Raw genomic sequence first — 17,351 nt, 5'->3', positions numbered from 1 at the left:
AATCGGATGATCCCGCGCCGCATCCCCTATGCGTCCGCGCGCCCTTCGCACAGCGACCATTGGAGCCACCGTGGCCGAGCAGTCCCGTCTCGACAAAGTCATCGCCCTCGCCCGCCATCGCGGGTTCGTCTTCCAGGCGGGCGAGATCTACGGCGGATCGCGTTCCGCCTGGGACTACGGCCCTCTCGGCACGGAGCTCAAGGAGAACATCCGCCGCGAGTGGTGGCAGACCTTCGTCCGCGGTCGCGGCGACATGGTGGGCCTGGACTCGTCGATCATCCTTCCCAAGCGCGTGTGGGAGGCATCCGGCCACGTCGCGACCTTCACCGACCCGCTGGTGGAGTGCCTGCACTGTCACAAGCGGTTCCGCGCCGACAACCTCATCGAGGACTTCGAAGCGCGCAAGGGACGTCCGGCGGAGAACGGGCTGGCCGACATCCCGTGCCCGAACTGCGGCACCAAGGGGCAGTACACCGAGCCGAAGGCCTTCTCGGGCCTCGTGAAGACCTACCTCGGCGTCGTCGACGACGAGTCGGGGCTGTACTTCCTGCGCCCGGAGACCGCGCAGGGCATCTTCATCAACTTCTCGAACGTGCTCACGGCGAGCCGCAAGAAGCCGCCGTTCGGCGTCGGCCAGGTGGGCAAGGCGTTCCGCAACGAGATCACACCCGGCAACTTCATCTTCCGTACGCGCGAGTTCGAGCAGATGGAGATCGAGTACTTCACGCCGCCGGCCGAGGCGAACGAGTGGTTCGAGCACTGGGTCGAGGCCTGCTGGAACTGGTTCATCGGCCTCGGCATCGATGCCGACAACATGCGTCGCCTGGATGTCCCCGAGGAGGACCGCGCGCACTACTCCGCCGGAACGATCGACGTCGAGTACCGCTTCGGCTTCCAGGGCAAGGAGTGGGGCGAGCTCATGGGTGTCGCCAACCGCACCGATTACGACCTGTCGAGCCACGCCGAGGCTTCGGGCACGAAGCTCGCGTACTTCGACCAGTCGTCGAACACCACGTACACGCCGTACGTCATCGAGCCCTCGTTCGGCCTCACCCGCGCGATGATGGCCTTCCTCGTCGACGCCTACCGCGAAGAAGAGGTGCCGAACGCGAAGGGCGGCGTCGATACCCGCACGGTGCTCAAGCTCGACCCGCGTCTCGCCCCCGTTAAGGTCGCGGTGCTGCCGCTGAGCCGGAACGAAAACCTGTCGCCCCTGGCTCGGCGTGTGGCGGATGAGCTGCGCGGACGCTGGAACGTCGACTTCGACGATGCGGGCGCCATCGGCCGCCGCTACCGCCGCCAGGACGAGATCGGCACTCCGTTCTGCGTCACCGTCGACTTCGACTCGCTCGAAGACGACGCCGTCACAGTGCGCGACCGCGACACCATGACGCAGGAACGCGTGCCGTTGGAGACGCTGCACGGCTATCTGGCGGAGCGTCTGCGGGGCGCCTGACGGGGGCTGTGCAAGACTCCCGGCGTCTTTTCGCGTCTGTGGCTACCATGGCCATTCACGCGCGGATGCGGAGAGATCCCCCGCGGATCGAAGGGAGTCTCGGTGACAGCAGTGGCGGTCAGCTATGTCCAACTCAGTCAGGCATCGACGCTCCTGCAGCGGCAGAGAGCGCACACCGACCAGATGGCGACGTATCTCGAATCCCACTGTCGCCTGACCGCCGGAGATCTCGGACTCGTCCTTCGCGTGATGCAGCCCATCACCGACCTGATCACGGATGCGGGTGCCTTGGCCATCCGCACGGTCGGTCAGGTGTCCGACTGGGCGGCTGAGACCGCGACCCGGACTCTCGACGACTACGTGCGAAGCGATCAGGAGGCGTACGAAGCCGCGCGCGCCCTTCTCGCATCCCTCGGCGGAGGATCGCTCCCGCCGTTCTCCGACCCGCGCGGCAGCATTCCCGCGCTCGGCGGGCCGACCGGGTCGGCCGATGCCGGCTACGGCAACGACCCGAGCGAGTACAACGGCCTGGCCGACGCGATCGTGACCAGCGGCAACGTGCTGGGCAGCGGGTACGACCTCATCTCGGGCACCGTCGAGACCGCTGTGGACCGGCTGTCCACGCTCACCTCGCGGGGCGGGGTCGAGGAACGCACCGACCCGACGAGCTACCTGGTGACGCCTTCGTCGGACGTCAACATGATGGAGGATCTCCGCTGGAAAGCCGGCCTCATCCTCGGCAGTGTCGACTACGTCGCCGAACTGATCCTCGGCTTCAGCATCCTCCAGGAGTACGTGTACAAGCCGCTCGCCGGCGATTGGAAGCGCATCGACGGGGCATCTCAGGCGTGGACGCACGAGGGGCGGGCGATGATGGAGCTCGCCTCGAACTTCTCCGGTCTGCCGGGACAGATGGACCAGTGGGAAGGCGAGGCGTCGCTGCGGTTCGGCGCCACGGCCGGGCTCGTCAGCGGGGGAGCGGTCGGGCTGAGCTATGCGTTCGATGCGATCAGCGGCCTCATCGACAAGGTGGCCCTCGCCTCCAACCTGGCCGCGTCGGGCATCGGGGCGGCGCTGCAGTGGATCGCGAACAAGCTGACGCGGCTGCTGATCGAGAGTTCGATCCCCGTGGCCGGTTGGATCGTCGCCGGCGTGGAGATCATCGAGGGGATGCAGAAGGTGATGTTCTACCTGCGTCTGATCAACACGCTCATCACCGCCATCCTGGACGCGATCTCCGACATGGTCGCCGGGCGCGAGAAGCTCGTGCAGGCGGCGGCGATCGTCGAGGACCTGGCGAACGCCGCGGTCACGAAGGCGGTGCGCTGATGGACCCGCTCGAGCGCATCAACGACACCATCCGCGTGATGAACGAGGCGATCGCCGCTGATGCGGCGGCCGAGAAGGCTGCGGACGAGAGGCGTGCGGAAGCCGCTCGTCGGGGCGAGCTCGGCCCCGAGTGGCGCCGGCTGCAGGCCCGGATCGATCTGGAGGAGACGACACTGGAGGATGTCTTCGACGGCACCGACACGTCCCCGGAAGCCGAAGCGCTGCGCGCGCAGGCATCGGTTCGTCTGCGCGCGACCGTGGAACAGCTCGAGGCGGAGGCGGCTGTCGATCCGACAGCGCCGAACCCTCGGGCGGATGCGGCGGAGGCGCTCTCCGAGCTGCAGCGACAGATCGAACAGCTCACGCGTCGGATGGGGGACCTGCGATGAGCGACAGCATCCGTTTCGACACCGACGGTCAGCGCCAGGTCGCCGGGGGGATCTCGCAAGCCGTCGAGGCGATCCGGACGATCCTGGACACCTTGGACGGGCAGGCCGCAGCGCTCGCGGGTCAGTGGAGCGGTGACGCTCAGGAGGCGTACGCGAGCGCGCAGCGTGACTGGAGTCGACAGCTCGGAGTTCTGGTCTCACTCGCCTCCGACGCCGCCGGTGCCCTGGAACGCGCCAGCTCCACCTACGATGCCACCGAGCGGCGAAACGCCCAACGGTGGGCTTTGTGAGCGCGTCCGAACCTCGCTTCGCGTTCGAGGGCGGCCCCTTCATCAAGCCGACCTGGATCGTGTCGACCTCGGCGCCGGCATCCATCGCGCTCGACGCACTCACCGCAGCGCTGCTCGGCGCGAAGTACCGAATGACCGACTCCTCGGGCTCGACGCGCCGGTTGAAGGCCGGCTCCGCGCTGCGTTTCATCGCCTCGAACGTGGTCGGCGTCGAACTCATCCCGGGGATGCGATCCTGGGGGTTCGAGGCGCGCGCGACGATGACGGCCGGGTCGGACGCCGCTCGGACCCGCATCGTGATCATGCTCGACCGCCTCGCGCACGGAAGCATGATCGCGGTGCCCTACACGGCCGACGCCCTCGATCGAGGGGCGGCGGCGTTGGTCGAGGCCGGTCACGACCTCGTGGTCGCTCCGTTGACGGAAGGCAAGGGGCTGCATCCCTCGGATGCGGGCCGGTAGCGTTGACAGAGGGCCCTCGAGCGTGAGGCCCGAGGGGAGACGGAGAATCCGTGGATGACAGCTCGGTCGTGCTGACCGTCGTGATCGTCGCCGCCGTGCTCGGCGGCATCGTCGCCGCCGGTTGGCATGTCTGGTACGCCATCGGACTCTCTCGGGTGCTTCAGGAGCGCGAGACCGAGCCCTGGCGGGCCTGGGTGCCCATCATGAACGAGGCGGAGCTCTTCCGGCTCGGCAACGTCGATCCCGTGAAGGCCGCGCTGCTGCTCGTCCCCTTCGTGAACGTCTACGCGCTGATCCTGAAGATCATGGCCGTGCACCGGATCAACAGTGAGGCGGGCCGCGGCGCGGGAACGACCGTGCTCGGAGTGCTGCTGCCCCCGGTGTGGGCCGCGGTGCTCTCCGGGGGTCGCGCTCCTGTCGCACCCCAGCAGCCCGCGGTCGCACCCGGCCGACCCGCACCCGTGTTCGCCGTCGCCCCGCCGGCACAGCGCCCGCCCGGCATCCCTGATGCGGTCGTCGCGCCGCCCGTGCCGCCGGTCGCGCCCACTCCGATGGCTCCGGGCGCAGCCCCCGCGGTCGCACCCCCGGCGCCGGCCGCGGGCGGATACGGCCCCATGCGCCGCGGAGCGAGCCCGGGAGTTCCCGCGGCTCCCGCTGCAGCAGTGCCGCCCGTGCCGCCTCCCGCGGCTGCGCCCTCGGCCCCCGCGCCCGCCGTCTCGCCGGTGCCGCCGCCGGCACCCGCCGCTGCGGTGCCGGCGACTCCGGTCGTCCCGCCGCAGATCACGCCGTCGCCTGCCCAGCCCACGCCGGTGCTTCGCGCGGGAGCGGTCGAGCCCGAGCCGGCACCTCTCACGCGGCGCGCACGGCGCGGCGCCGAGGAGGCCCCTGCGCCCATCGGATGGTCGCTCGCGCTGCCCTCGGGCGAGGTCGTCGCCGTCGCCGCTGCGGCTCTCGTGCTCGGACGCAACCCGCGCGCAGCCGAGAGCGGCGTGCAGTACGTCGCGGTGACGGATGACGCCCGCACGGTGTCGAAGGAGCACGCGCGCCTCGTCTGGGACGGCGCCGCGTGGACCATCACCGACCTCGGCTCCACGAACGGCGTCAGCTTGCTGGACGCATCCGGCGTGGAGCAGGCGCTCGAGGCGGGCGGCTCGGCCCCGGTGACGGAGCGCTTCGTGCTCGGAGACGCCGTCGTGCACCTCCGCCGCGCGAGCTGATTTTCAGTCGCGCGGCGCGTCGTCGCGGTAGAGCCCGCCGCCGCGCCGCACTTGCTGGGCGGACGTCGCCGCCTGCCGGCGCCGTGAGACGAACACCCCGAGTGCCCCGGCGCCGCCGATCGCGATGAGCGCGCCGACGGCGGCCGTGGTGCCGAAGAGGATCGCCTCCTCGTCGGGCGCGGGCTTGTGCACCACGGTGACGGGATCGGCCGCCGGCTGCTCCGGTGCGGCGACTTCGCTCCCGGGGAACGGACTCGCAGGTCCGCGCAGCCCCGGGCCCGGCTGCATCACGATGGCGTCGTAGGGCTGCACCACACCCCAGCCGGCTCGGTCGTCACGGCTGTCGGGGTCGCTGCGGACAGCGGTCGCCGTGAGGCGGTAGGCCCACTCGGCGGGGGTCTCGTCGGGGTGCGCGGCGGCGACGAGCGCCGCCGCCGCTGAGACGTATCCCGCGGAGTAGCTGGTGGCCGGGGCGCTGTCGGCGTACACGCAGTCGCCGCCGAGCTGGGATGTCGTGATGATGCTCTGTCCGGGAGCGGCGATCGCCACATGCGAGCCGTGGATGCTGTCGTCGGTGACGACGCCCTGCAGATCCGTGGCGGCGACTCCGAGCACCCCGGGGTAGTTCGCCGGGTAGCGGGGGACGTCCGCCTCGGTCTGCACGAGCGAGAGGACGTTGTTGCGGTTTCCGGAGCTGCCGATCACGAGGCTGCCGCGCGAGGTCGCGTAGGCGACCGCATCCGCCACTTCGGGCACGTCGTCGGTCGTGCTCATAGACACGTTGATGATCTGCGCGCCGGCGTCGGCCGCCCAGCGGATGCCGGCGGCCAGCTTGCCGATCTGCGGCCCGAAGCCCGCTTCCGCGGTCTGCTTGTCGTCGCCGGCGAAGACCCGCACCGAAAGGATCTTCGCTTCCGGGGCGAGGCCTTCGACACCCGAGGCGTCGAGTTTGCGTGCGGCGATCTGCCCGGCGATGGCCGTGCCGTGACCGTACACGTCGGTCGATCCGTCGGGCGCCTGGCCGTCGCCGACGAGATTCACTCCGCCCGCGAACGCGTCGACCAGATGCGGGTTGATCGCCAGGACGCCCGAGTCGACGACCGCGACCGTCACGCCCGCGCCTCGCGTGATGTTCCACGCCAGCTCGCTCTGCAGCATCGACAGGGCCGGAGGTGCTGCGCCGATGCGCGTCGCCGCATTGCAGCCCTGTGACGACTGTGCGGATGCGGCGGGTGCCTCCACCGGGACGGCGCCCAGCAGCACACCCGCCACGGTCGCAGCGGTGACCGCTGCCGCGAGCCGTCGCAGGGGACGCGGACTCATCGCGTGTGCGGGGCGCACGCGATCAACCTCCTGCCGTCGGTGTGGGCATCGGTTGCGAACCGTCGGTCGACATGCCGGCAGCGGCCTCGGTCAGGGCCGGGCCGGTGCGCAGCAGGTCGATCCACACGTCGGCGGCGGTGCCGATGTCGTCGGGCGTGAAGCCGAGTCGTGCGATCGTCTCCTCGGTGGCGCCGGGCAGTGCGTACGAGGTGCCGGTGGCATCGACGAGCGTCACCAGTGCGGTGTTCTGATCGCCGCGGCCCCCCGAACGTACGAGAGCGCCGGCGCCGGCGGTCACGCGCACCTGGGCGGTGACGTTGTCCGAGCGCGGCTGGGTGGCCAGCACGGTGCGGGTCTCGGCGTTGTCGCCGACGAGCGCGGCGCAGGGTCGGTCAGCGGTGTCGATGGCAGTGAAGCTCTGCGTCGGCCAGTCCGCGCCGCCGGCGCGCTGGGCGGCCGACGGGAGGCCGCCGGTTTCGGCCTGCGTGACCTCGCGCACCTGCGAGGTCTGGCCGCCGAGCTGATAGAGCTGCCAGGCGAGGGGGGTCAGCTCGGCGAGAGTGCCGTCCGACTGCACGAGAGAACGCTTGTCGTCGGGCTCGCCTGTGGCGTGGACGACCTCGCCGACTCGCAGCGACGTGCCCTGCACCACCGCGCCCGCGTTCGAGACGCGCAGCGGTGCGAGATCCGTTCCCGGCGTGAAGAGGTTCAGCCAGTCGACCGGGACCTTCACGGGGTTCAGCGTTCCGATGCCGGCGGCGCGCAGCACCGCGTCGCCGTCGTTCGCGGAAACCGCGAAGCGCAGGCCGTCGGAGATCACGTAACGTGAGCCGGCGGCATCGACGACGACCGCGCGCCCGCTCGCCTCCTGGGGCGCAGCGCCGCCGATGCGCACATCCAGGGCGGCGTCGTCGGTGACGCAGGCGCCCCAGCCGCTGTTGGTCAAGCCCGCGGGAGTGGGGATCTCGTCGGGCGCGCCGACGATGCCGAGCGTGGGTCCGAGACGGACTCCCTCGAGATTCTGTTGATCGGTGTCGATCACCTGGAAGTCGCTGGAGGGGAGGATGAGGCGGGCGCTGGCGGTGTTGATGACGGGATAGAGCACGCCGTCCTGGGTGATGAAGCGCGAGCCGGTGTCTTTGACGATGATGAGCTTGCCGTTGTCCCAGCCGTTGGGCAGTCCAGGGCGGATGAGTCCGTAGAACACCCCGACGAGGATGACGCCGACGGTCAGCGCGATGGCGGCGATGACCGCACGCAGCGGAGCGGTGGGCTCGAGCTCCTTACCGCCCGGCGCGCCGCTGACGAAGGCGGTGAGCAGGCGGCGGCGCGAGAAGGTCTGCGCCTCGATGAGGTCGTTCTTGGTCGCCATGGATCAGGCCAGCCCCGCCGCGATGACGCCCAGGGGCAGCAGCAGCGCGAGCAGCACGAGCTCGACCGTGTCGGACACCCGCGCGAGACGCGTGCGCGCCTTGGGTGAGAGCAGCGTGACGGTCACCACGATCGCAGCGGCCACCCCCAGCGCGATCAGCAGCGCGGTGCGCAGCGCGGGCTGCGTGAGCGAGATCGTCAGACCGGACGCGGCGAGTCCTGCCGTGCCGACGGCCATGATGGCGAGCACGCCCGAGCGGGCGTAGGTCTGGCGCGAGGGGAACATCATGCCGAGAAACGCGAGCGTGCAGAGGATCGCGCCCACGACGCCGTCGGAGGCGACGAGGGGCGTGGCGGCGAGCACGGCGATACCGAGCGCGACGCGCAGGGCGACGAGCGTGCGCTGACCGCGCGCCGTGCGCGCCCGTACGTCGGCGGCGTCGATGGGTTGGGGGTCGGCGAACATGTCCGCGTCGCTCTGAGGGGAGATGACGCGCAGCCGCGTCGAGCTGAGCACGAGCCACGGCAGGGTGCCGGAGAGCGTGCCCACGATGCCGATCATGAGCGCGTAGGGGGCGATCGTCCCCTCGGGAAGCAGGGCGGTGACGGCGGCGGCGATACCGACCACCCCGCCCAGCGCGACGGGCACGAGCTGCACCTCGGCTCTGTCGGGCATGAGCGCGAGCGTGGCGCCTCCCACGACGAGCATGCCGAGACCGGCAGCGGCCAGCGGCCAGCCCCACAGGTCCAGCGACGGCGGCACGGCGAGATATCCCGAGAGGGCGGCGAAGACGGATGCGGCGATGCCGAGCCCCTGGCCCGCCTCGAGCTGGCCGAGTCGGGCGACCACGGCGGCGACGGTCGCGAGGATGACGGCTCCGCCGCCGGCGATCAGGGCGCCGAGTCCCAACGAGGGGCCCGCCGCCAGAAGGAGAAGTGCGCAGAGTCCGAGGAGGGTGAGGCTTACCGCCAGAGCCGTGCGTGCGTTGTCTCGCGCGGTCCAGGGCCGGTTCTGCTGTCCGGTGGCGTCGATGACGGCCTCGACGATGTCGTCGTACACCCGCGGCTGGGCGATGAGTCCGCCGCGCGCGAGCGTCAGCACGTCACCGTCCGAAACGCCCTGGGGCGCCGCGCCCTGGGCCGCATCCAGCACCGTGCCGTCGGCCTTCTGCAGCGCGTAGCCCGCGTAGGTCATGGTCGGATCGAGCACACCGAGGCTCCGGGCGAAGCCGGGCATGAACTCGATGAGCGGCACGTGCGCCGGCACGCCGATGTCGAGTCGGCGTCCCTCGCTCTGCACGGAGATACGCAGTAGTGCGCGCGGCGCGCTGATCGTCTGGGCCACGGTGCGGGCTCCCCCTCCGGCTCGGGCGAATGATGCGCTGTCCTCGCGCGCGGCCATTCTATGGTCCCGCATGCCCCAGCCACCGCTGCTGGACGCCGCACGGGCGGTGGGTTATAACGTGAGAGAAGTCTCATGGCAATGCCCTGTGGAGAGCTTGCCGACCCCTCCGAAACCTCCCTAGCTTTAGATCGGTCGGTTTCCTACGCCCTTCACCTCAAGAAGAGCGGCCGGCTGGCGGGAACGCCGATGATGAGGGATGAGGGGGAAGTCGTGGCAGATGTGATCTCCGCTGAAGAGGGTGCTCTCAAGCGCGGCGCCCAGGCAGTCAACACGGCCAAGGCCGGTGTCGACCAGCAGGTCAAGAAGGTCCGTTCCGAGATCGAGCAGGTCTCCGGATTCTGGACGGGCGCCGCAGCCGGCGCTTACACGCAGCTCATGGCGCGGTGGAACCAGGAGACCACCAAGCTCAACGAGGTGCTGGTGACGCTCGAGGAGGCCCTGTCGGGTACCGAGCGCGACCAGGCCGCCTCGGAAGAATCGCACCAGCAGACGATCTCCGGTCTCAACTCGATGATGGGCGCCTGACGCTTCGGCGCAGGCTTTCGGAAAGGAAACTTCCATGCAGTCCATGTCCGTCCGTCCCGAGCAGGTCATCGCGCTCTCGCAGCAGATCCGCGGCGGCGCCAACGGGATCAAGTCTCAGCTCGAGACCCTCGAGTCCGAGGTCGGCAAGCTCCGCGCTTCCTGGAATGGTGAGGCGCAGAACGCCTACGACGACGCTCAGCGCAAGTGGAACCAGTCGCTGATCGCCCTCAACACGCTCCTCGAGCAGATCGCGGCCAAGACCGAAGAGATCTCGCAGGGCTACGTCTCGACCGACCGTTCGGCTGCCGGGCGCTTCGCGCTCTGACACCCCTCGTGTTGCGGGTCGGCCGGTGATCACCGTGCCGGCCCGCATCCGACTTTCACATACAGACTTTCCGGGGGAAAACCATGAGCTCCATCACTCAGATCGCGCTGGACCTCGCGCAACTCGCGCAGAACATCACTCGTCTTCAGGAGCAGGCGGCAGCCATCCCTGAGCGCGCGCGGGTGGCGCAGGTTGAGGGGGCCAACCAGGAGGACGCGCAGCGCACCTACTTCCGAAGCCTGGAGGTGCTGGCTATGCGCATCGGGCAGAGGACCGAGGTTGTGCGCCGCTACGTCGACACCAATGCCGAAGCCCTTCAGAAGGCGGCTGACGCGCTGCAGAACACGGATGGCGACACCTCGGCCGAGGCGCGGCGCGCATCGGCCTTCATCGAGGCCTCGATCGCCAGTGCCCCCCCGGCTCCTGGAGGGTCTTCCTCCACTCCCGCTCCCGCTCCGACCTCCGGCGCGGCCCCTACAGCCTGGTGAACCGCTCCGACCGGCGAGTTCGACCTCGCCCGCTTCTCAACGGTCTCCTCGCTCTCTCTTGCGTCAGCGTTCTGGCCTTCGGCGCCGCGGCGCCATCATCCGCTGCGGTCGCCGACGATGGTCAGTGGTGGTACCAGGCGTACGGTGTTGCCGACGTGCACGCCGAAGGGTGGACCGGCGAGGGTGTGAAGATCGCTGTCGTCGACACGCAGATCAACCCGGACCTTCCCGACTTCGCGGGCACGGCTCTGACGGTGGCCGACGGCTCGGCCTGCGTGGGAGCGAGTCCGTCGACGTCCGAAGCGACCGCGGGTGCGCAACACGGGTCGACGGTGACGGCGATGCTCATCGGCAACGGAACAGGTGTCGCCGGGACGAAGGGGATCGTGCCGGATGCGTCGGTCACGTTCTACGGGGTCGGGGCCACAGCTGACTGCGATCCGCTGCCTGAGGTAGCCGAATCGAAGCTGACGCCGATCGTGTGGATGATCAAGAGGGCGATCGACGACGGTGCCGATATCGTGTCGGTCTCCATGGTCGAGGGTGATGCCACCCTTCCGGGCGATCAGGTTCTCGCGGAGGCTGCGGCGAAGAAGGTCCCCGTCGTCGCGGGAAATCCGAATGATGTCTTCAAGGAAGGCCTCAATCCGGCCGGACTCAACACCGTTGTCGGCGTGAGCGCCGTCGACTCGGAGCAGAAGCTCCCGATGGGTGCGCTCGGTGTGGAGAACCAGGTCGCCTTCACGACAGTGGTGGCGCCGGGAGCGAACCTCGCAACGATCGGCGATGGTTCGGATCCGGGGTCATGGGAGGTGTCGGGTCGTGCAACGGGTTCCTCGTTGGCGACGCCTCTCGTCGCGGGGATTCTGGCAGCGGCCAAGCAGAAGTACCCGGACGCGACCGGCAACCAACTGATCCAGTCGTTGACGCGCAACACGGGCGCCGAGGATCACGAGGTTCAGTACAGCGACAGTGACGGGTTCGGATACGGTGTCGCATCACTGCGACACACGCTCAGCAAGGACCCCACGCAGTACGAGGACGTGAATCCCCTCATGGGCAAGGGAATCGGGCCGACCGAGGAGGACATCCAGGCGGCGGCCGCATCCCTCGCGTCGCCGCCCGAGACCGAACAGCCTTCCTCGCCCGATAACGGCAGCGGCGCGTTGGCGCCGGTTCTCATCGGAGTCGGAGTGGGTATCTCAATCCTGATCATCGCGGGGGTCATCGTGACCGTCGTGCTCGTTCGAAGAAGTAATCGCGCCCAGCGAAAGGGGCAGTCATGAGCGAATGGGAGCAGCGCCTTCGTAACCTCGCGGAGGGCCCGGCGTGGCAGATGCCGAATCTCTCGGCCGTGGGGCCGGCGTTGACCTCGCTGACAACGCTGATGAATCGCGTGGCCAGCGAGACGGGATTCACCGGGCAGACCGAACGTGACGCCGTCGACCAGATGCAGAAGGCCAAGGCGGACATCGAGGAGCTGAGAAGTTACGTCGAGGAGCTTCCCCGGCTGATCAACGCAGCCAACACCCGGAAACAAGAAGCGCAGCGCTACCTCGACGCCCTCGACTCCGGGTCGCTGAGTGCGGAGGCGCAGCAGACCATCCGCACTGCCGCGGCGGGTGCGACGATCGTCTTCCCCGGCTTCTCGGTCATCGCCGGAGAGGGCGCCATCGCGGCAGCCAACTGGTTCCTCGGCTCCCAGCGAGAGGCCCAGGCGAGGTCGGGCGTCGAGGCAGTGAGCAACGCGCTCGATCAGGATTCCGCCGCGTTCCCGGATCTGCCGCCCATGGAGAACGTCTACGGCAGCATTCCGAACCTCCCCGATGAACTGCGTGACACGAACATCGAGACCGGTGGTCCTTCGACGCCGAGTTTCCAGAACTACCCCGACTACAACGTGCCTCCGGGTGTTCCGCCGGGGCAGGGCGGTGTCATCATGCCGGGTCCCGACGGGGGCACCCCGAGGTTCGTGCCTGACGATCCCGACGCAGGCGGCCCTCAGGGCACGGCGCGGCCGCCGATCTACAACGCGCTGCCGGCTCCCGGTGTCATCGTGCATCCCGACGGCCCAGTAGGAAATGGCATCGGCACCTACCCCGGCGGCGGACAGACGCCCCTTCTTCCGGGCGGTTCCGGAGGTGTAGGGTCGGGTGGATTGGGCTCCGGCGGATTGGGCTCCGGTGGTCTGTCGAGCGGCTTCGTGGCGGGCGCCGGTGGCGCTGCTGCTCTCGGCGGTCTCGGCAAGGCAGCCGCAGCTGGAGGCCTCGGAGGCCTGCGCGGAGCTGGTGGTCTCGGCGGCGGTGCGGGGCTCGCTGCACGCGGCGGTGCCGGTGGCCTCGGCGGTGGCCTCACCGCCAACGCCGGTGGCGGCGCCGGCGGCGGGCTGCTCGGCAAAGGCGGTGCCGGTGGTGCCGGTGTCGGTGCAGGGGCTGCGGGTGAAGCCGCGGGCGGCTCGCGCGGTGCGACGGGCATGATGGGCGGCGGCGGTGCCGGTGCGGGCGCCGGTGGTGGCGGTCGTAGCGACAAGAAGGGGCGCGGTCTCGGCGGCCCCATCGCGCCGTCGATCGAAGACGATGCAGAGTTCGGCCCTCGCTCCGAGGGTGCGGGCGCAGGGGGAAGGGACTGACACATGAGCGAGAAGATCTCCGCAGAAGAGGGAGCGCTGCTGCGCGGTGCCGAGGCGGTCTCAGCGACCTATCTCGACATCGCCGACAGCACCCGGCGCGTGATCGCCGAACTCGACCAGATCCAGTCGATCTGGCAGGGCGAGGCCTCGCAGTCCTACGCGCAGATGATGCAGACGTGGACGGCGGGCGCGCAGAAGATCAACCAGACGCTGGTCCACCTGGAGGAGGCGCTGCGGTCGACGGAGCGTTCGCAGAACGCTCTCGAGGAGCAGCACCAGTCCACCATCGGTGGCCTGGGCGCGATGATGGGAGGCGCGTGAGATGGGCGATCTGAGCATCACTCCGGCGGCACTGACCGCATCCGCGGGCGAGCTTCGCCGCGAGTCGCAGCGGATCGAGGGCGCCTTGCGCGCCCTCGAGCAGGAGGCGAACCGTCTCCGCGGCAACTGGGATGGCGCTGCGCGCGTCGCGTACGACAACGCGCAGCGTGCCTGGTCGATGGAGTTCGAGCACATGAAGACGGTGCTCGCCCGCATCGCCTCGGCGACTGAGTCGATCGCAGAGGACTACGTCACGACCGACCGCAACTCGGCGAAACTGTTCCAGCGCTGAATGCCAATATGAGAGCCCGCGTCGAGGCGGGCTGAACTCGGTATCGGGGAGCGAACGGAATGGTTCGCTCCCCGATACCTCTTCCGGGGGAGACGAGATGCGCACTCGAGCGTCTCGCGGACACATCTTGACCGCGCTGCTGATCGTTGACCGCGCTGCTGATCGGTGTGGTCGTGCTGAGCAGCACGACCACTGCCGCCGCATCCGCTGCGGACGACGGGCAGTGGTGGTACGACGCGTACGGTGTGGCGGATGTGCACGCTGAGGGGTGGACGGGCAAGGGCGTGAAGATCGCCGCCGTCGACACGCAGATCAACCCTGATCTGCCGGACTTCCAGGGTGCCGATCTGACCGTCGCTGAGGGGTCGGCGTGTGTGGGGACGGAACCGACCTCATCGGTTGCGAGCGCGGGGGCTCAGCACGGGGGATCGTCCCGGATGCGTCGGTGCCGTCGTTGCGGGTAATCCGAACGACACCTTCAAGGAAGGCGCCTTCCCGGCCGGATTGAACTCAGTCATCGGTGTGGTCCGCAATACGGGTGCTGAGGATCATGAGGTGCAGTACAGCGACACCGGCGGGTACGGCTACGGCGTCGCGTCGCTGCGGCACACGTTGAGCAAAGACCCGACACAGTACGAAGACGTCAACCCGCTCCTGAACAAGGGGCCGGGCCGACGCAGGAGGACATCGATGAGGCGGCTGCGGCGTTGGCGTCGCCGCCGGCAGCGGGTCAGCCCTCGCAGGACGGGATCGGTGCTTTCCTGCCCGTGATCATCGGGGTCGGTGTGGGCGTGCTCGGACTGGTCGTGGTGGGTGTGATTGTGACGGTGGTGCTGGTGCGGCGGAGCAACCGGTCACGCCGAACGACCCCTTAGCGGCGCGGGCCGCGTCCGGGTCAGGACGGGGCGAGACCCCGTGCGGCGTCCAGCTCCTGGCGGAAGGCGGCGAGGCCCGCTGCGGGAAGCTCGAAGCCGACGCTCGAGCCCGCGTTCACGACGAGGCCTTCGCCTGCCGGCATGCGGCGGATGAGGTCGGCACCGGTGAACGTCACCATCCACGGCGCGAGGGCGTCGAGCTCGCTCGCGAGGTCGGGGTCGGTGAACACGGCCAGCACGCGCTCGGAGGCCCCCGGGTAGTACACCGGCTGGAAGCCCCGGAAATCCTCGCCGGGGTCGCCGCCGCTGGGCGCGTAGACGGTGGATGCGGCGAACGTCCACAGCACGGTCTGCATCGTCAAACGCTGCTCGCGCGCCTGCAGGATCGCCAGATCGACGACGGTCGGTTCAGTCATTGCCCACCTCGTTCGGGAAACGCTCGCGCGCCTCCTCGTCTGTCATCGGACGCAGCCCCCGACTGTTGTCGAACCACCACGTGCGGCACACCTCGCAACGATAGAGCAGGTCGACCGGGGAGGTCGACGTCACGAACCGCGGCTGCCCGCCGCTGTACGCACCCTCGTGGCACACCGGGCACCCGAGCTCCGTCGCGGCGCTCAATACCGCCTCACGAGCACCCACGCTCCATTCTCCAGCTTCGTCAGCACCGCGTTGCTGCGCATCGCGTCGCCGCCGGCGATGAGCGTCTCACGCGTGGAGTTCACCAGGTACGCGCCCGTCCCCGTGTTGACCGCGGTGTGGCCGTACGTGGTGCTCATGTTCGTGGGGTCGGGGTAGAAGTGCTCCCACCCGCCCGGATCCGCGACCGTCGGGCGGCGCAATTCGCTCGAGTCGACCGGGAAGTGCACGGCGTAGATGTCGCCGCCGTTGAGGTACGCATCCTGCGCCATGGGCGCCATGCCGGTCTCGCGCGCCGCCTGCGCGGGCGTGTGGATCCTGGCGGCATCCTCGGTCGGCATGGCCCACACATCCGAGCCCGACCGACCGAGCGTCGCCGCCGAGTGGTCGTAATGCTGCACGACCTTGTCGCTGAAGATCGACGCGTGATACCCCTCGTCGATCATGCTCTTCAGGTCGGCGGGCGAGAGCGGCTCGCCGACGCGGGCATGGATGGCGGGGCCGTCCGGCACGCGCACCGAAGGCCCCGAGCCGCCGCCCTTCAGCACGCTGCTGAACAGATCCCCCGCCCGCTGCAGCAGCCCCTTGAGGTCGTCGAGCAGCTTGCCGAGGTTCTTGCACGAGCGCAGCACTTTCGTCACCGTCTCGCCGACCGTGGTGGCCAGTTGGCTGACGCGAGTGGTGACCTGCCCGATGACGACGGGCGTGGCCAGCCCCACCGTGACCACCAGTTCGGCGACCCACGAGATGATCGCCCCGGCCAGCTGCGACAGCACATCGCGGACGAGATCGTGCACGATCTGCACGATCGTCGAGGCCATCTGCAGACCCGTCGACATCGCCCCTGCCCAGGATGCGGCCCCCGAAAGATGCTGAGCGACATCCTGCTGGAATCGGCGGTAGGCCTCCATCGCCTCGCCCGCCATCTCGTCGACCTGACCGACCACATGGGCGAGCTCCTGCGCCGAGGTCTCCAGCTGGGTCTGGATGTTCGACCAGGTCTGCGCGAAGGCGGCGACCTCGCCCGCGTTGCCCGCGAAGTCGTTGAGCCAGCCCTTCAGCGGCTCGAGGTGGTCGATGATCCAGCCGAGGCCCGCCCCGATCAAGGAGCCCAGCGGGTCGATCGCCGTCGCGGCCACATCGATCGCGAAGCCGACGCCCGCGAGCCCGCCCTCGACCCAGGATCCCGAATCCACCGCGGCGACGAGCTGACTGCCCGAATCGAGCAGGCCCGCGCCGCTGAACGGCGTCGCCGTGTCGACGGGCGCCGCCACCAGCACGTTAGCGGTGCTCAACCGAGTCCCTGACCGAGCGCGTTGATCCCCTGGACCACGTCATCCTCGAACGAGGCCATGTCGTCGCCGACGCCGCGCAGCTCGGTCGCCGACCGACGCAGCATCTGTTCGGCCGAGCCGATCGCCTGCTGCGCCATCGCGGCCGCGATCTGGGCAGGCGGAACGAGGAACGCGCACAGCACCCCGAAGGCGCCGCCGCCCATGTTCGTGGAGCCTGCCGCGTCCCGCGCCACCGAGACGTCCGAAGCGACGAGTTCTACCCGGGAGGCCTGCGCGGCGATCAGGTCGCCGTCGAGGGCGATGCGACCGGCCATCACGACCACCGTACGTTCGTCCCGCCACCCTGCGGCAGGGCGTCGGCTATCTCGGCGCGCAGCCGTTCGGTGGCGCCGGCCTGTTCGCCGAACAGCTCCGCGGCGATGCGCACCGCCTGCTCACCCGCTTGGCGCTGCGCGACGCGGGCCGTGTCGACGAGCAGGCGGGACAGCGCCTGCGGCGCGAGTTCCATAGCCGCGTCCGACAGGTCCGCATCGAGCAACCGGCCCGACGCGTCGACCGTCACACGAAGTTCGCGCCGGGGCGAGCTGGCGGTGGCGCGCACCTCCGCGACGTCGCGCTGGAACTGCTGACCGCGCTTCGCCTGCTCCTGGGCAGCCGCGATCTGCTGCTCGACGCGTGCGATGGACGCGTCCGCATCCCGCATGAAATCGTCGCTCACCTT

The 17,351-nt window shown here is 69.6% G+C and carries 21 protein-coding genes and 1 pseudogene; 14 read left to right on the top strand and 8 right to left on the bottom strand.

What is annotated here, in order from left to right:
- Positions 1-70: 70 nt before the first annotated feature.
- The 6 genes from QE377_RS05685 (at position 71) to QE377_RS05660 (ending at position 5,142) form a co-directional block, all read left to right on the top strand.
- Complete coding sequence (locus tag QE377_RS05685; protein ID WP_307320427.1) at positions 71-1,456, top strand: glycine--tRNA ligase; 1,386 nt, start codon at positions 71-73, stop codon at positions 1,454-1,456.
- Positions 1,457-1,558: 102 nt separating this feature from the next.
- On the top strand, positions 1,559-2,785 hold the full coding sequence (locus tag QE377_RS05680) for a hypothetical protein (protein WP_307320424.1): 1,227 nt from the start codon (positions 1,559-1,561) through the stop codon (positions 2,783-2,785).
- The gene (locus tag QE377_RS05675) at positions 2,785-3,174 is read left to right on the top strand and encodes a hypothetical protein (RefSeq protein ID WP_307320421.1); all 390 of its coding nucleotides are present in this window, start codon (positions 2,785-2,787) and stop codon (positions 3,172-3,174) included. The genes QE377_RS05680 and QE377_RS05675 overlap by 1 nt, the downstream gene beginning before the upstream one ends.
- The gene (locus tag QE377_RS05670; protein WP_307320417.1) at positions 3,171-3,464 is read left to right on the top strand and encodes a WXG100 family type VII secretion target; all 294 of its coding nucleotides are present in this window, start codon (positions 3,171-3,173) and stop codon (positions 3,462-3,464) included. The genes QE377_RS05675 and QE377_RS05670 overlap by 4 nt, the downstream gene beginning before the upstream one ends.
- Positions 3,461-3,925, top strand: a complete 465-nt coding sequence (locus tag QE377_RS05665) for a hypothetical protein (protein ID WP_307320415.1) — start codon at positions 3,461-3,463, stop codon at positions 3,923-3,925. The genes QE377_RS05670 and QE377_RS05665 overlap by 4 nt, the downstream gene beginning before the upstream one ends.
- A gap of 50 nt (positions 3,926-3,975) precedes the next feature.
- Positions 3,976-5,142: an FHA domain-containing protein gene (locus QE377_RS05660; protein WP_307320414.1), complete on the top strand. Its 1,167-nt coding sequence runs from the start codon at positions 3,976-3,978 to the stop codon at positions 5,140-5,142.
- A 3-nt stretch (positions 5,143-5,145) separates the two neighbouring features.
- On the opposite strand, the gene QE377_RS05655 is transcribed toward QE377_RS05660, so the two are convergent.
- Genes QE377_RS05655 through eccD form a run of 3 tightly spaced genes read right to left on the bottom strand, consistent with a single transcriptional unit; the run spans position 5,146 to position 9,181 of the window.
- Positions 5,146-6,465: a S8 family serine peptidase gene (locus QE377_RS05655; RefSeq protein ID WP_307320412.1), complete on the bottom strand. Its 1,320-nt coding sequence runs from the start codon at positions 6,463-6,465 to the stop codon at positions 5,146-5,148.
- 22 nt (positions 6,466-6,487) lie between these two features.
- On the bottom strand, positions 6,488-7,837 hold the full coding sequence (gene eccB / locus QE377_RS05650) for a type VII secretion protein EccB (protein ID WP_307320409.1): 1,350 nt from the start codon (positions 7,835-7,837) through the stop codon (positions 6,488-6,490).
- Between the two features lie 3 nt (positions 7,838-7,840).
- On the bottom strand, positions 7,841-9,181 hold the full coding sequence (gene eccD / locus QE377_RS05645) for a type VII secretion integral membrane protein EccD (RefSeq protein WP_307320407.1): 1,341 nt from the start codon (positions 9,179-9,181) through the stop codon (positions 7,841-7,843).
- 270 nt (positions 9,182-9,451) lie between these two features.
- Between eccD and QE377_RS05640 the strand changes: the two genes are divergently transcribed.
- The 8 genes and pseudogenes from QE377_RS05640 to QE377_RS05605 all read left to right on the top strand — a co-directional run bounded on the left by QE377_RS05640 (position 9,452) and on the right by QE377_RS05605 (position 14,285).
- Complete coding sequence (locus QE377_RS05640; protein ID WP_137418805.1) at positions 9,452-9,766, top strand: WXG100 family type VII secretion target; 315 nt, start codon at positions 9,452-9,454, stop codon at positions 9,764-9,766.
- 43 nt (positions 9,767-9,809) lie between these two features.
- A complete protein-coding gene (locus tag QE377_RS05635; protein WP_137419266.1) occupies positions 9,810-10,091 on the top strand; it encodes a WXG100 family type VII secretion target in 282 nt (93 codons plus the stop codon).
- A gap of 83 nt (positions 10,092-10,174) precedes the next feature.
- The gene (locus QE377_RS05630) at positions 10,175-10,579 is read left to right on the top strand and encodes a hypothetical protein (RefSeq protein ID WP_307320403.1); all 405 of its coding nucleotides are present in this window, start codon (positions 10,175-10,177) and stop codon (positions 10,577-10,579) included.
- A pseudogene (locus QE377_RS05625) lies at positions 10,576-11,559 on the top strand (S8 family serine peptidase); the annotation flags it as partial. The gene QE377_RS05630 and the pseudogene QE377_RS05625, both read left to right, overlap by 4 nt.
- A gap of 302 nt (positions 11,560-11,861) precedes the next feature.
- Positions 11,862-13,208, top strand: coding sequence for a hypothetical protein (locus QE377_RS05620; RefSeq protein ID WP_307320399.1), 1,347 nt, complete (start codon positions 11,862-11,864; stop codon positions 13,206-13,208).
- Positions 13,209-13,211: 3 nt separating this feature from the next.
- A complete protein-coding gene (locus QE377_RS05615; RefSeq protein WP_137418809.1) occupies positions 13,212-13,529 on the top strand; it encodes a WXG100 family type VII secretion target in 318 nt (105 codons plus the stop codon).
- A 1-nt stretch (position 13,530) separates the two neighbouring features.
- Positions 13,531-13,821, top strand: a complete 291-nt coding sequence (locus tag QE377_RS05610; RefSeq protein ID WP_243226584.1) for a WXG100 family type VII secretion target — start codon at positions 13,531-13,533, stop codon at positions 13,819-13,821.
- A gap of 146 nt (positions 13,822-13,967) precedes the next feature.
- Entirely contained in the window at positions 13,968-14,285 is a 318-nt protein-coding gene (locus QE377_RS05605) for a hypothetical protein (protein ID WP_307320395.1), read from the top strand.
- A 431-nt stretch (positions 14,286-14,716) separates the two neighbouring features.
- Here QE377_RS05605 and QE377_RS05600 read toward each other — a convergent pair whose 3' ends face one another.
- From QE377_RS05600 to QE377_RS05580, 5 genes are all read right to left on the bottom strand, one after another.
- Positions 14,717-15,112 (bottom strand): SseB family protein, encoded by a 396-nt coding sequence (locus tag QE377_RS05600; protein WP_307320392.1) that lies wholly within the window; start codon positions 15,110-15,112, stop codon positions 14,717-14,719.
- Positions 15,105-15,245: a hypothetical protein gene (locus tag QE377_RS05595; RefSeq protein WP_307320390.1), complete on the bottom strand. Its 141-nt coding sequence runs from the start codon at positions 15,243-15,245 to the stop codon at positions 15,105-15,107. Before QE377_RS05595 ends, QE377_RS05600 begins: the two co-directional genes overlap by 8 nt.
- A gap of 68 nt (positions 15,246-15,313) precedes the next feature.
- Complete coding sequence (locus QE377_RS05590; RefSeq protein WP_307320388.1) at positions 15,314-16,630, bottom strand: hypothetical protein; 1,317 nt, start codon at positions 16,628-16,630, stop codon at positions 15,314-15,316.
- A complete protein-coding gene (locus tag QE377_RS05585; RefSeq protein WP_307320384.1) occupies positions 16,627-16,944 on the bottom strand; it encodes a hypothetical protein in 318 nt (105 codons plus the stop codon). The genes QE377_RS05590 and QE377_RS05585 overlap by 4 nt, the downstream gene beginning before the upstream one ends.
- Positions 16,944-17,348: a YbaB/EbfC family nucleoid-associated protein gene (locus QE377_RS05580; RefSeq protein ID WP_307320382.1), complete on the bottom strand. Its 405-nt coding sequence runs from the start codon at positions 17,346-17,348 to the stop codon at positions 16,944-16,946. Before QE377_RS05580 ends, QE377_RS05585 begins: the two co-directional genes overlap by 1 nt.
- Positions 17,349-17,351 lie beyond the last annotated feature (3 nt).

It is taken from the genome of Microbacterium sp. SORGH_AS_0862 (assembly GCF_030818795.1).
Taxonomy (GTDB): domain Bacteria; phylum Actinomycetota; class Actinomycetes; order Actinomycetales; family Microbacteriaceae; genus Microbacterium.
Note: the sequence above shows the minus strand (reverse complement) of the source record. Positions and strands in the feature narration are given on the sequence as shown.